The sequence below is a fragment of the Streptomyces fragilis genome (assembly GCF_003112515.1).
GTDB lineage: Bacteria > Actinomycetota > Actinomycetes > Streptomycetales > Streptomycetaceae > Streptomyces > Streptomyces fragilis.
On sequence record NZ_BEVZ01000003.1, the window covers coordinates 289,891 to 302,732 of the forward strand.

The following is a 12,842-nucleotide window of genomic DNA, read 5'->3' on the forward strand; positions in this document are numbered from 1 at the left end:
TCGTGCCCGCTGGGGCTTACGGTACCGGAGGGCGATCAGTCCACGTCGATCCGCTGTCCTCCGGCGGGCCCGCCGTCCTCGCCGTCGTCCCTCGGACGGTCGGCGGAAGGGGCCTGGGAGGAGCCGCCGGGACGGTCGGCGGGACGCTGCTCACCTGCGGTCCAGCGGCGTTCCTGGGACTGCACGGCACTGCGGTAGGCGGCGAGGAGCTCGGAGCCGGCCGCGGCCAGATGACGGAAGACCTCAGGGTTGCGCTCCACCACCGGCTCCACCGCGGCCCTGGCCTGCCGCACGACCTGCTCGGCGGCGCCCAGCAGCTGCGCCTGCCCCTGGAAGGAGGCCAGCCGGTCGGCGACCGCGGAGGCCAGCTTGCGCAGTTCCTCGGCCGCCGAACCCGTCCCGTCGTCGCCGCCCCGGCGCTCGCGGTGGCGTTCCCGCTCGGCCCGCAGGTCCTCGGCGCAGGCGTCGGCCCAGGCGTCGGAGTCGCCGGTGCGTCCCTCTGGCTTCTCGCTCATCCCGGACCCTTCTCCCGTTCTCGCTCGCCCCCGCGTCGGTGGAGGGCTCGGACACCTCCGACCGTACTCCCCGCGCCCGGGCGCCGTTCAGCGCTCCGCGGAAGGCCACACCGCGGGGTCCGGGACGAACCGCACGGCGAGCACGCCCTCGCGCAGCGCCGCCCCGGTCACCGCGCAGCGGCGCAACGCCGGGGGCAGGGGGAGGGCCCGGCGGAAGCGGCCCGCGGCGAGCAGCAGCTCGTCGCCCCGGCGGACCAGCTCCAGCTCCTCGCGGACCGCGCCGGGCAGCGGGATCCGCCAGACCAGGGAGCCGTCCTCGGCGCTCCGGTCCTCCACCGGCCGCTCGACGGAGCACGACCCGGCCGCCCCGGCGGCGGACGCCGCGGTGACGGCGGCGCCCGGCACGCCGAGGGCGGTCAGGTCGTCGGCGCCGCGCGGCTCGCGGCCCAGGTGCGGGACGGCGTGGACGGGCAGGCCCGCCGCGGTCCACTCGTCGAGGGCCTTGCGCTGCTGGGCGGCCAGCACGGTCAGCCAGGTGTCGGGGCTCGCGTCGGGCACCACCCGGGTGGCCAGCAGCGCCCCGGGGCGCAGGCCGTACAGGGCGAGGCCGAGCACGGCGGCGCGCACCGCCTCGACGGCGGACGGTCCGGGTTCGGCGGTCAGCCGCACCTCGGCCCGCCCCAGCAGGTCCTCGACCTGCGCGAGCTGCTCGTCCCAGCGGGCGGCGGACTCGTACAGCCGCTCCGACGGCATGGGCACCCCGGCCAGCCGGCCCAGCAGCGGCCGCAGCGCACGGGCCGCCTGCCGCTCCTGCGGGAGCAGCCGGCGCAGGTAGCGGCGCAGCTCGCCGGGCAGCGCGAGCAGGGCGAGGGCCTCGGGGGCGGCGGGGAGGTCGACGACCAGCAGGTCGTGGGCGCCGGAGCGGGCCGCCTCGCGCACGGCCGCCAGGACGGCGAGCTCGCGGGCGCCGGGCAGCGGGGTGATCTCGTCGCGCTCCAGCGGGCGCGCGCCGAGCAGGTCCAGGGCGGCCCCGCCCTGCTCCTGGAGGGCGGTGAGCACGTCCCGGAACCCCTCGGCGGAGTCGGTCAGGCGCACGGCGAGGCCGGGGACGCCGCCGGGCACCAGCCCCGCGGGCAGGGCGTCGTCGCAGGTCAGCAGGAGGGTGCGGGCGCCCTCGCGGGCGGCGCGCAGGGCGGTGGCGGCGGCCACCGTGGTCCGGCCGGATCCGCCGGGACCGGTGATCAGCAAGATCCGCATGAGCGGGGGAGACCCGGTCCTAGGCCGCCTTCGACTCGACGCGCTTCTTCAGGCCGGCCAGCGCCCGGTCGATGATGACCTTCTCGGCCTTGCGCTTGATCATGCCCAGCATGGGGATCTTGACGTCCACGGTGAGGGTGTAGGTGACCTCGGTGGAGCCGTCGCCCAGGTCGCGCAGGGCGTAGGTGCCGTCCAGGGAGCGGAGCATCTGCGACTTCACCAGGGTCCAGGACACCTCGTCGGCGCCCTTCCAGGTGTAGGCCAGCGTCTGGTCGTCCTTGATCGCACCGGCGTCCATCACCAGCCTGACCTGCTCCGCGCGGCCCTGGGCGTCGGTCGCGACGACCTCGGCCTCCTTCACCTCACCGGTCCACTCGGGGTAGCGGGCGAAGTCGGCGATCACCTCCATCACAGCGGCCGGTGCGGCCCCGATGGTGATGTTCGAGCTGGTGTGTTCCGCCATCGCCGTAGCTCCTCCAGGTCCGGCCGGGCAGGTCTGCGGATGCAGGCTACCGCGCGCGGGCCAACGGGCCCGAGCCGCGTCGGGGCGGGCGGCTCAGAACTCCAGCGCCCACGGCCGGCCGGTGCTCGCGAAGTGACCGACGTTCACGCACTCCGTGGACCCGACGCGCATCCGCTGCCGCAGCGGCTGGTGGACGTGACCGAAGAGCGAGTAGCGCGGCCGTGTGCGGCGGATCACGTCCAGCAGGGCGCGGCTGCCGCGCTCGAAGCGCCGGGCCACCGTGTCGTAGACCAGGTCGGGGACCTCCGGCGGGATGTGCGTGCACAGCACGTCCACCTCGCCGAGCGCGGCCAGCTTGGCCTCGTACTCCTCGTCGTCGATCTCGAACGGGGTCCTCATCGGGGTGCGCAGGCCGCCGCCGACGAAGCCGAAGGTCCAGCCGCCGATCTCCACCCGCTGCCCGTCCAGGACGGTGGTGCCCTCCCGGGCGTACTCCGGCCACAGACCGGGGACGTCGACGTTGCCGTAGGTGGCGTACGTCGGGGCGGGCATGGCCGCGAACAGCTCGGCGTACTGCCGGCGGACCGCCCGCTCGATCAGCACCGACCGGTCCTCGTCCTGCGCCGCCCACAGTCCGGCCTGGAACTCGCGCGCCTCCTCGAAGCGGCGGGCGGTGCGCAGCGCGACGATGTGCTCGGCGTTCTCGCGGCCGAAGAGGTCGCCGAAGATCCCGCGGGAGTGGTCGGCGTAGTCCAGGAAGAGGATCAGGTCGCCGAGGCAGATCAGCGCGTCGGCGCCGTCCTTCGCCCTCGCCAGGTCACGGGTGTTGCCGTGCACGTCGCTCACCACGTGGACGCGGGTGGCGCGGGTGCTGCCGGTGCCGGCGCCGGGGCGTCGGACCCGGTCGCCGAGGGGTGTCGCTGCCATGCCGACGAAGCCTAGGCGTGTGGTGCAACCGTGAACAGAGGCGGTCGGACCTGCGGTTACTCTGGCACCTCGAGAATGGCGTGGACTACTGTGCGCAACGGAACACCAGTCGTGTGACGCGGCGAACATCGGAGCCGGACGCTCTTTCGGAGCGAACATACCCAGGAGTAACGTCCGGTCGGTCCCGTAGTGCCAGGTCCAGGGGCGGACCATGTCCGTACCCTTTCCGGCACGCGCCCCAGCCATGGACCGCACCGTCGCACTCACACAACGTCGTGGCGTCGGCGCCAATGAGGAGCAGCAGTCTTGCGCGAGTTCAGCCTTCCGGCTCTCTACGAAGTCCCCGCGGACGGCAACCTGACCGATCTGGTCCGCAGAAACGCCGCGCAGCACCCCGGCACCGCGGTGATCGCCCGCAAGGACGACGCCGGAGCCTGGCAGGACGTCACGGCCGAGCGGTTCCTCGCCGAGGTGAACACCGCGGCCAAGGGCCTCATCGGGGCGGGCGTGCAGCCCGGCGACCGGGTGGCGCTGATCTCCCGCACCCGCTACGAGTGGACGCTGCTGGACTTCGCGATCTGGAGCGCGGGCGCGGTCACCGTGCCGGTCTACGAGACCAGCTCCCCCGAGCAGATCCAGTGGATACTCGGCGACTCCGGCGCCACCGCCGTCGTGGTGGAGACGCCGCTGCACGAGGCGAGCGTGGAGCAGGTCCGCGGGGCCCTCCCGGCGCTCAAGCACGTCTGGCAGCTCGACGACGGCGCCGTCGAGGAGCTCGGCCGGCTCGGCCAGGACGTGTCCGAGGACACCCTCGAGGAGCGCGCCCGCTCCGCCAAGGCCGACGACCCGGCGACCATCGTCTACACCTCCGGCACCACCGGCCGCCCCAAGGGCTGCGTGCTCACGCACCGCAACTGGTTCGCGGAGGCCGGCAACGCCGTCGAGCGCCTCGGCCCGCTGTTCGACACCGGCCGCTGCTCCGTGCTGCTGTTCCTCCCGCTCGCCCACGTCTTCGGCCGGCTGGTCGAGGTCGCGGCGATGCTCGCGCCGATCCGCCTGGGCCTGGTCCCCGACATCAAGAACCTCACCGACGAGCTGGCCTCGTTCCGCCCGACGCTGATACTCGGCGTCCCGCGGGTCTTCGAGAAGGTCTACAACTCGGCCCGCGCCAAGGCGCAGGCCGACGGCAAGGGCAAGATCTTCGACAAGGCCGCGGCCACCGCCATCGCCTACAGCCGCGCCCTGGACGACCCGTCGGGCCCGTCCTTCGGCCTGCGCGTCAAGTACAAGGTCTTCGACAAGCTCGTCTACTCCAAGCTGCGCGCGGTCCTCGGCGGCCGCGGCGAGTACGCGGTCTCCGGCGGCGCGCCGCTCGGCGAGCGGCTCGGCCACTTCTTCCGCGGCATCGGCTTCACCATCCTCGAGGGCTACGGCCTCACCGAGTCCGCCGCGGCGACCGCCTTCAACCCGTGGGACAAGCAGAAGATCGGCACGGTCGGTCAGCCGCTGCCGGGCTCGGTCGTCCGCATCGCCGACGACGGCGAGGTGCTGCTGCACGGCGAGCACATCTTCAGCGGCTACTGGAACAACGAGGCGGCCACCGCGGAGGCGCTGGAGGACGGCTGGTTCCACACCGGCGACCTCGGCACCCTCGACGAGGACGGCTACCTGCGGATCACCGGCCGGAAGAAGGAGATCATCGTCACGGCCGGCGGCAAGAACGTCGCCCCCGCGGTGATCGAGGACCGGATCCGGGCGAACGCGCTGGTCGCCGAGTGCATGGTCGTCGGCGACGGCAAGCCGTTCGTCGCCGCGCTGGTCACGCTGGACGAGGAGTTCCTCGGCCGCTGGTGCGCCGAGCACGGCAAGCCGGAGGGGACCACCGCGGCCGAGCTGTGCGACGACGCGGACCTGCTGGCGGCGGTCCAGTCGGCGGTCGACGACGGGAACGCGGCGGTCTCCAAGGCGGAGTCGGTGCGCAAGTTCCGGGTGCTGCCGGCGCAGTTCTCCGAGGAGTCCGGGCACCTCACGCCGTCGCTCAAGCTGAAGCGGAACGTCGTCGCGAAGGACTTCGCCGACGAGATCGAGGCGCTCTACCAGCGCTGACGCCCACGCGTACTACGCCTACGGGGCCCGGGTCCAGGTGACCCGGGCCCCGTCGCGTCAGGTCCCGTACGCCCGGGGCACAGGCACAGGTCAGACGACGGCGCCGCGGCCGGGGTCGTCGTCGTCGGCGTCGGGGTCCATGCGCATGACCAGGGCCACCGCGCCGCCGAGGAAGCCGCCGACGCACAGCGTCGTGAGCCACCAGGACATGTGCCACCCCAGCAGCACCGCGAGCAGCAGCAGCACCGGCCCGCCGATCACGCCGAGCCAGGCGAACCTGGCCGTCGCGTCCGCCTCCGGAAGCGGCGGCGGCTCCGGCGGGACGAAGTGGTCCTCCTCCGCCGGCTCCGCGAGCTCGAAGTCCCGCGGACCGGCCGGCGGCGCCGTCGCCGTGGCCCCCGCGCCCACGCCGGGCGCGAACGTCACGGACCCGCCCAGCGGCCGCGGCTCGGAGTCCGGCTCCGGCTCGGCCCCCGCCTCACCCTCCGCGGCGGCGGTGGCGGCACCGGTGCCGGCGAGCCCCGCGTCCCCGCCCTCGTCCGGTTCCGGCAGCGCCAGGTCCCGCACGGGGCGGTACGGTCTCACCCCCGGCGGGTCCGGCGGCTCCTCGCCGTAGGAGGCGACGATCGCCTCCCAGGCGGCCTTCTCGTCGAACGCGGGAAGGTCGGGGTCCTGCTCCTGGTCCGGGTCCCGCCCGGCGCCGTCCTCAGCCAACGGGGGCCGTCCCTTCCCGGTCGCCCGGATCGCCGGGCCCCGCGCCCCGCGCCCCGGAAGCCAGTCGCTCCACGAACGCCGCGCTCCGCTCGAAGATCCGCTCGGCGTCGTTGTCCAGCGTCGCCACGTGGTAGCTGTCCTCCAGCACGACCTCCGTGGTGTCCACCGAGGAGACCCGCGCGAGGATCCGCGCCGAGTCCGCCGGAGAGACCACGTGGTCGACCGCGCTGTGCAGCAGCAGGAGCGGCTGCGTCACCTGCGGCAGCTCGCCGTCCAGCATCCGCAGGAACACCGCCAGCGAGTACGCGGCGTGCAGCGGCACCTTGGCGTAGCCGGTCTCCAGCACGCCCTGCTTCTTGATGTCGCTGGTCAGCCCCTTGGTGGCCGGCACCAGGTGGCGCACCACCGGCAGCACCCGGGCGGCCGCCCCGTGCACCTTGTTCACCGGGTTGACCAGCACCAGCCCGCTCACCGCGTCGCCGTGCTTCGCGGCCAGCCGCAGGGCGAGCGCTCCGCCCATCGACAGGCCGCACACGAAGACCTTCTCGCAGCGCGCGGTGAGCTCCCGCAGCGCGCGGTCGACCTCCGCGTACCAGTCCTGCCAGCCGGTGACCTGCATGTCCTCCCACCGCGTGCCGTGTCCCGGCAGCAGCGGCAGGGACACGGTCAGGCCGCGCCCGGCGAGGTACTCCGCCCAGGGACGCATGGACTGCGGCGAACCGGTGAAGCCGTGACAGAGCAGCACGCCGATCTCCCCGCCGTCGTGGCGGAACGGCTCGGCTCCGGGAAGGACCGGCACCTTCGGTCTCCTCGTGACTGAGTCGTGCCTGCGGGTACCCGCACGGCACAGGGGTGGAGTGGGTACTTCACCGTACGCGACCGTGCCTGCACCGGCCAGGGGCGTCGAGCGTTTGCCGCGGCCTCGGGATAAGGTTCGGACCCGATGCACAGGAGGGCAGTCGGGTGATCTACGAAATAATGAAGGCGATCATCGGGGCACCGGTGAAAGTCGCGTTCAGGCCTTGGGTCGAGGGCCTGGAGAACGTCCCGGCCGAGGGGCCCGCGATCCTCGCGAGCAACCACCTGTCCTTCTCGGACTCCATCTTCCTGCCCGTGATGCTCGACCGGAAGGTCACCTTCATCGCCAAGGCGGAGTACTTCACCACCCCCGGCGTCAAGGGACGCCTCACGGCCGCCTTCATGAAGGGCGTCGGCCAGCTCCCGGTGGACCGCGAGGGCGGCCGCGGCGCCGGCGAGGCCGCGATCCGCAGCGGCATCAAGGTGATCGAGAACGGCGGCCTCTTCGGCATCTACCCCGAGGGCACCCGTTCGCCCGACGGCCGCCTGTACCGCGGCAAGCCCGGCGGGCTGGCCCGGGTGGCGCTGGCCACCGGCGCCCCCGTCATCCCGGTCGCGATGATCGACACCGAGAAGATCCAGCCGCCCGGCCGGGCGATGCCCAAGCTGATGCGCCCGGGCATCCGGATCGGCAAGCCGCTGGACTTCAGCCGCTACCAGGGCATGGACAACGACCGGTTCGTGCTGCGCGCCGTGACCGACGAGGTCATGTACGAGCTGATGAAGCTCTCCGGCCAGGAGTACGTCGACATGTACGCCACCGCCGCCAAGCGGCAGCTGGCGGAGGCCGCCAAGGCCGCGAAGGCGGCCGAGCGCGCGGAGGCAACTGCCGGGGCCAAGGCCTCGGACGGCAGCTGACGGGCCCCCGGCGCGGCCCGCGCCGGGGACGGGTCGTACGGGGGAGACCGGCCGGGAACGGTGCGGTGGCACGGGGGAGACGACGTGACGGGGGAACCGCGCGGCAGGATGTCGGTCGAGCAGCCGCTCTGGCAGGCGCTGACCGCCTACCGGGTGCTGACGATGCTCTACGCCGTCGGCCTGTTCGCCTCGGCCTACCACCAGTTCGTGCGGCCGGGCCTGGCCGTCGGCTACTACGTGGTGCTGGCGGTGTGGACGCTGGCCACCGTGCGCAAGGTCTCCGACGCCCGCAGCTGCACCCGCGCCTTCCTGGGCGTCGACCTGACCATCGCCGTCGTCGGCATCCTGCTCACCCCGCTCGCCGACTCGGCCTCCCGCATCCACGCCGGCGGCCCCACCCTGCCGTCGATATGGACCGCCGGATCGGTGCTGGCCTTCGCGGTCAAGGGCGGCTGGCGGTGGGCGGCCTTCGCCTCCACCCTGGTGGCCGCCGCCAACCTGGTGGAACGCGGCGCGCCCACCCGCGACACCCTGCACAACGTCATCCTCGTCTGGGTCGCCGCCATCGCCATCGGCTACGTCGTCGAGGTGGCCCGCGCCTCCGAGCGGACACTGGCCCGCGCCCTGGAGATCGAGGCCGCCACCCGCGAGCGGGAGCGGCTGGCCCGCGACATCCACGACGGCGTGCTCCAGGTGCTCGCCATGATCCGCAGACGGGCGGCCGACGGCGTCACCGGCGGCGGGGCGGACACCGTGGAACTGGTGCGGCTGGCCGGCGAGCAGGAGTCCGCGCTGCGCGCCCTGATCTCCCGCGGACTGCCCGGCCCCCGCGACGCCGTCCCGCGCGCCCTGCCGGCCGGTGGCCCGCGCCGGGACGCGGGCCCGGGCGACGCCGAGGAGGACCCCGACGCCCCCGTCGACGTGCGCGCCCTGCTGGCAGGGCACGCCACCGGCCCCCGCATCGCCCTGGCCGAGCCCGGCACCCCGGTGGAACTGCCGGCCCGCGTGGCGCGTGAACTGTCCGCCGCGGTCGGCGCCGCGCTGGACAACGTCCGGGCGCACGCCGGCGAACAGGCGCGGGCCTGGATCCTGCTGGAGGACGAACCCGACCAGGTGATCGTCACCGTCCGCGACGACGGCCCCGGCATCCCGGCCGGCCGGCTCGACGCCGCCGAACGGGAGGGGAGACTGGGGGTCGCCCAGTCCATCCGCGGCCGGCTGCGCGACCTGGGCGGCACCGCGGAGCTGTACTCGGTCCCCGGCCAGGGCGCCGAGGTCGAGTTGAGGGTCCCGAAGGCCTGACGGCCTGCGCACACGAGGAGAGCTGAACCGATGGGGGAGAGCCCGTTGAAGGTGATGGTGGTCGACGACCACCCGATGTGGCGCGACGCGGTCGCCCGGGACCTGGCGGGCGCCGGGCTCGAGGTGGTGGCCACCGCCGGCGACGGCGAGCAGGCCGTGCGCAGGGCCCGCGCGGTCCGGCCCGACGTGCTGGTGCTCGACCTCAACCTGCCGCTCAAGCCGGGCGTCGAGGTCTGCCGCGAACTGGTGGGCGCCGACCCCTCGCTGCGGGTGCTGGTGCTCTCGGCCAGCGGCGAGCACGCCGACGTGCTGGAGGCGGTGAAGTCCGGAGCCACCGGCTACCTGGTCAAGTCCGCGTCCACCGAGGAACTGCTCGACGCGGTCCGCCGCACCGCCGTCGGCGAGGCCGTCTTCACCCCCGGCCTGGCCGGACTGGTGCTCGGCGAGTTCCGGCGGCTGGCCGCCGGCCCGCCCGAGCCGGCCCCCGCCACGCCCGCGCCCCGGCTCACCGACCGCGAGACCGAGGTGCTGCGCCTGGTCGCCAAGGGACTGTCGTACAAGCAGATCGCCGAGCGGCTGGTGATCTCCCACCGGACCGTCCAGAACCACGTCCAGAACACCCTCGGCAAGCTCCAGCTGCACAACCGGGTGGAACTGGTGCGCTACGCCATCGAGACCGGCCTGGACGAGGACTGACCGGCCCGGCCGGGGCCGATGGGCCCTGGCCGAGAAGGACCCTCGGCCGTTCGCGACCACGGGCGAGGGCTCGTAGGGTCGGCTGCATGGAGATCCTCGCGTTCGGAGTCCAGTACGACGAGAAGCCGCTGCTGGAGGCGGCGTTCGCCCAGGCGGTGAGTCCGCTCGGGCACGAACTGCGCTGCCTGGACGTCAACCTCGACGCGGACACCGCCGCCCTGGCCCTCGACCACGAGGTGGTGGTCAGCCCCGTCAACGCGGTGCTGGACCGCGAGGTGCTGCGGGCGCTCGCGGCCGGCGGGACCCGGCTGATCGCCCAGCGCTCCACCGGCTTCAACAACATCGACCTGCCCGCCGCCGAGCAGCTGGGCATGACCGTCGCGCGGGTCTCCGCCTACTCGCCGTACTCGGTCGCCGAGCACGCCTGGGCGCTGGCCCTCGCCTGCGACCGGCACATCGCGCGCGCCGCCCGCCGCACCCGCGACTTCGACTTCCGCATCAGCGGCCTGATGGGCCGCGACCTGCACGGCCGCACCGCCGGAGTGATCGGCACGGGGAAGATCGGCGCGGCCTTCGCCCGGATCGCCCACGGCTTCGGCATGCGGCTGCTGGGCTGGGACATCAACGAGAACCCCGAGTGCCTGGAACTGGGCATGACCTACGTCCCGGCCGCGGAGCTGCTGGCCCGCTCCGACCTGATCACCCTGCACGTGCCGCTCACCCCCGAGACCCAGCACCTCATCGACGCGGACGCGCTGCGGACCATGAAGGACGACGCGATCCTGGTGAACACCAGCCGCGGCGGCCTGGTGGACACCGCCGCGCTGGTCGCCGAACTGCGGGCCGGCCGCTTCACCGGGGTGGGCCTGGACGTCTACGAGGCGGAGGAGGGCCTGTTCTTCCTCGACAAGTCGCTGGACTTCGTCGACGACGACACCCTGGCCCGCCTGGTCACCTTCCCCAACGTCCTGGTCACCGGCCACCAGGCCTACTACACGGCCGACGCGGTGGCGCAGATCGCGCACACCACCGCGTCGAACGTGGTGGACTACCTGGCCGGCCGCCGCTCGGAGAACGTGCTCGCGCCCAGGCCGTCCGCCTGACCGACGGCACCGCCCGCCGGGCCTGCCTGAGCGATGGCGTCGCCCGCCGTGCCCGCCGGGCCGCCCGCCGCGCGCACCACTGCCGTGTGCACGACGTGGTCCAGCAGTTCGCGCACCACGTCGATGCCGCGCACGGTGAGCACCGACTCCGGGTGGAACTGCACCCCGGCGAACCCGGGTCCGCGCAACGCGTGCACCTCGCCGTCCGCGTCCACGTCCCGGACCACCTCCACGCCGTGCGCGGCGAGCTCGGCGGCGGCCGCGTCGTCGCAGCGGGCGACGAAGCTGTTGTAGAAGCCGACCGTCTCCGGCCGCCCGAACAGGTCGAGCGTGGTCTGCGCCCCCTGGTACGGCACCCGCTTGCGGACGATCTCCAGGCCCAGCTCGGCCGCGATCAGCTCGTGGCCCAGGCACACGCCCAGCACCCCGTGCGGACGGTCCCGCAGCACCTCGGCCGTCAGGCCGCGCAGGAACCGCATCCGCGGGTCGGCGGCGTCCCCCGGATCGCCCGGGCCGGGGCCGAGGACCACCGGCCCCGGATGGCCGAGCACCGCCTCGCGCAGCCCCGGCTCGTCGAAGCGGCGCACGGTCACCGTCAGGCCGAGCGAGCGCAGCAGGTGGGCCAGCATCGCGGTGAACGTGTCCTCCGCGTCGACCACCAGCGCGTGCCCGGTGAGCGCGGCCGCGCCGGCCTTGCCGTCCTCGGGACGCTCGCGCATCCGCAGCCAGAACGGCGCCAGCCCCGCCCGCCGGGAGTCCAGCGCGGCCCGCACCCGCGGGTCCTCGCCCAGCCGGGGTGCCGCCCGCTCCTCCCGCGGCCGCCCCGGCCGCACGCCCAGCGCGGCCAGCACCCCGGCCGCCTTGGCGTGCGTCTCGGCCACCTCGCCGGCCGGGTCGGAGCCGCGCACCAGCGTCGCCCCGACGCCCACCCGCAGCGTGCCGTCGGCGGCGACGTCCGCGGTGCGGATCAGGATGGGGGAGTCCAGCGTCTGCGCGCCGCCCGCGTCCCGGCCCAGCAGGGCGAGCGCGCCCGCGTAGTAGCCGCGGCCGTCCCGCTCGTGCCGCTCGATCACCCGGCAGGCGTTCTGCACCGGCGAGCCGGTCACCGTGGCGGCGAACATGGTCTCCCGCAGCACCTCGCGGACGTCCAGCGTGGAGCGGCCGCGCAGCTCGTACTCGGTGTGCGCCAGGTGCGCCATCTCCTTGAGCCTCGGCCCGACCACCACCCCGCCCACGTCGCCGACCGTGCACATCATCTTGAGCTCCTCGTCCACCACCATGGACAGCTCCTCGGTCTCCTTGGGGTCGTCCAGGAACCGCAGCAGGTCCTCGGGGGTGGGTCCGCCGACCGGGTAGCGGTAGGTGCCGCTGATGGGGTTCATCACCACGGCCTGCCCGGACATCCGCACGTGCACCTCCGGGCTGGCCCCGACCAGCGTGCGGTCCCCGGTGTGCACCACGAACGTCCAGTACGCGCCGCGCTCGCCCTCCAGCAGCCGCCGGAACAGGGCCAGCGCGTCGGCCGCCCCGAAGCCGTCGATCCGGCCGCGGTAGGTGCGCCGGATCACGAAGTTGGCGCCCTCGCCGCGCCCGATCTCCTCGCGCAGCACGCGCTCGACGGTGCGCGCGTAGGAGGCGTCGTCCTGGTCGAAGCCGCCGTCCTCGACCCGCACCTCGTGCGCGGGCAGTTGGTCCAGCGCGTCGGCGAGCGGGATCTCGTACGACTCCTCGGGGGTCAGCGCCAGCAGCGGCGTGCCGTCGTCGCGGACGTCGAAGCCGCGCTCGCGGATCTGCCGGAACGGCACCAGGGCCAGCGCCCGCTCCGGCAGGTCGGCCAGCTTCTCGTACTCGGCCACCGGACCGACCAGCACCTCGACGAGGTCGTGGTCACGGCCGGGGGCGCGGCGGCGCAGCAGGGCGAACGGGCGGCCGTCGCCGGACAGCAGCGAGAGGTCCATGGCGTTCGTGTCGTCCATGTCGGGTGCTCCTCCGTGGGGGAAGTGGTGGGGAGGAGCGGCCCGGTCGCGAGAACTCGCAAGAACA

Annotated in this window: 12 protein-coding genes; 5 read left to right on the forward strand and 7 right to left on the reverse strand. The window is 74.1% G+C overall.

What is annotated here, in order from left to right:
* Nucleotides 1-35: 35 nt before the first annotated feature.
* The 4 genes from Sfr03f_RS11895 to Sfr03f_RS11910 all read right to left on the reverse strand — a co-directional run bounded on the left by Sfr03f_RS11895 (nt 36) and on the right by Sfr03f_RS11910 (nt 3,162).
* The gene (locus Sfr03f_RS11895) at nt 36-515 is read right to left on the reverse strand and encodes a DUF5304 family protein (protein ID WP_108953813.1); all 480 of its coding nucleotides are present in this window, start codon (nt 513-515) and stop codon (nt 36-38) included.
* A gap of 87 nt (nt 516-602) precedes the next feature.
* Nucleotides 603-1,772 (reverse strand): ArsA family ATPase, encoded by a 1,170-nt coding sequence (locus tag Sfr03f_RS11900; RefSeq protein ID WP_108953814.1) that lies wholly within the window; start codon nt 1,770-1,772, stop codon nt 603-605.
* 19 nt (nt 1,773-1,791) lie between these two features.
* Nucleotides 1,792-2,235: an SRPBCC family protein gene (locus Sfr03f_RS11905; RefSeq protein WP_108953815.1), complete on the reverse strand. Its 444-nt coding sequence runs from the start codon at nt 2,233-2,235 to the stop codon at nt 1,792-1,794.
* A 93-nt stretch (nt 2,236-2,328) separates the two neighbouring features.
* Complete coding sequence (locus Sfr03f_RS11910; RefSeq protein ID WP_108953816.1) at nt 2,329-3,162, reverse strand: metallophosphoesterase family protein; 834 nt, start codon at nt 3,160-3,162, stop codon at nt 2,329-2,331.
* A gap of 306 nt (nt 3,163-3,468) precedes the next feature.
* Between Sfr03f_RS11910 and Sfr03f_RS11915 the strand changes: the two genes are divergently transcribed.
* Nucleotides 3,469-5,268, forward strand: a complete 1,800-nt coding sequence (locus Sfr03f_RS11915) for an AMP-dependent synthetase/ligase (protein WP_108953817.1) — start codon at nt 3,469-3,471, stop codon at nt 5,266-5,268.
* 90 nt (nt 5,269-5,358) lie between these two features.
* On the opposite strand, the gene Sfr03f_RS11920 is transcribed toward Sfr03f_RS11915, so the two are convergent.
* Together Sfr03f_RS11920 and Sfr03f_RS11925 are read right to left on the reverse strand one after the other, a co-directional pair.
* Entirely contained in the window at nt 5,359-6,012 is a 654-nt protein-coding gene (locus tag Sfr03f_RS11920; protein ID WP_372514421.1) for a hypothetical protein, read from the reverse strand.
* Entirely contained in the window at nt 5,975-6,781 is an 807-nt protein-coding gene (locus Sfr03f_RS11925) for an alpha/beta hydrolase (protein WP_108953819.1), read from the reverse strand. The genes Sfr03f_RS11920 and Sfr03f_RS11925 overlap by 38 nt, the downstream gene beginning before the upstream one ends.
* Before the next feature lie 179 nt (nt 6,782-6,960).
* Here Sfr03f_RS11925 and Sfr03f_RS11930 point away from each other — a divergent pair, with 179 nt between their 5' ends.
* The 4 genes from Sfr03f_RS11930 to Sfr03f_RS11945 all read left to right on the forward strand — a co-directional run bounded on the left by Sfr03f_RS11930 (nt 6,961) and on the right by Sfr03f_RS11945 (nt 10,799).
* Nucleotides 6,961-7,698 carry a lysophospholipid acyltransferase family protein gene (locus Sfr03f_RS11930; protein WP_108953820.1) on the forward strand — a complete coding sequence of 246 codons (738 nt, stop codon included), beginning with the start codon at nt 6,961-6,963 and terminating at the stop codon, nt 7,696-7,698.
* Between the two features lie 108 nt (nt 7,699-7,806).
* Nucleotides 7,807-9,000, forward strand: a complete 1,194-nt coding sequence (gene macS, locus Sfr03f_RS11935; RefSeq protein WP_108953821.1) for a MacS family sensor histidine kinase — start codon at nt 7,807-7,809, stop codon at nt 8,998-9,000.
* A 30-nt stretch (nt 9,001-9,030) separates the two neighbouring features.
* Nucleotides 9,031-9,696, forward strand: coding sequence for a response regulator (locus tag Sfr03f_RS11940; protein WP_108953822.1), 666 nt, complete (start codon nt 9,031-9,033; stop codon nt 9,694-9,696).
* Between the two features lie 86 nt (nt 9,697-9,782).
* On the forward strand, nt 9,783-10,799 hold the full coding sequence (locus Sfr03f_RS11945; protein WP_108953823.1) for a 2-hydroxyacid dehydrogenase: 1,017 nt from the start codon (nt 9,783-9,785) through the stop codon (nt 10,797-10,799).
* Here Sfr03f_RS11945 and Sfr03f_RS11950 read toward each other — a convergent pair.
* Complete coding sequence (locus Sfr03f_RS11950; protein ID WP_108954077.1) at nt 10,745-12,757, reverse strand: anthranilate synthase family protein; 2,013 nt, start codon at nt 12,755-12,757, stop codon at nt 10,745-10,747. The two genes, Sfr03f_RS11945 and Sfr03f_RS11950, sit on opposite strands and share 55 nt — an antisense overlap.
* Nucleotides 12,758-12,842 lie beyond the last annotated feature (85 nt).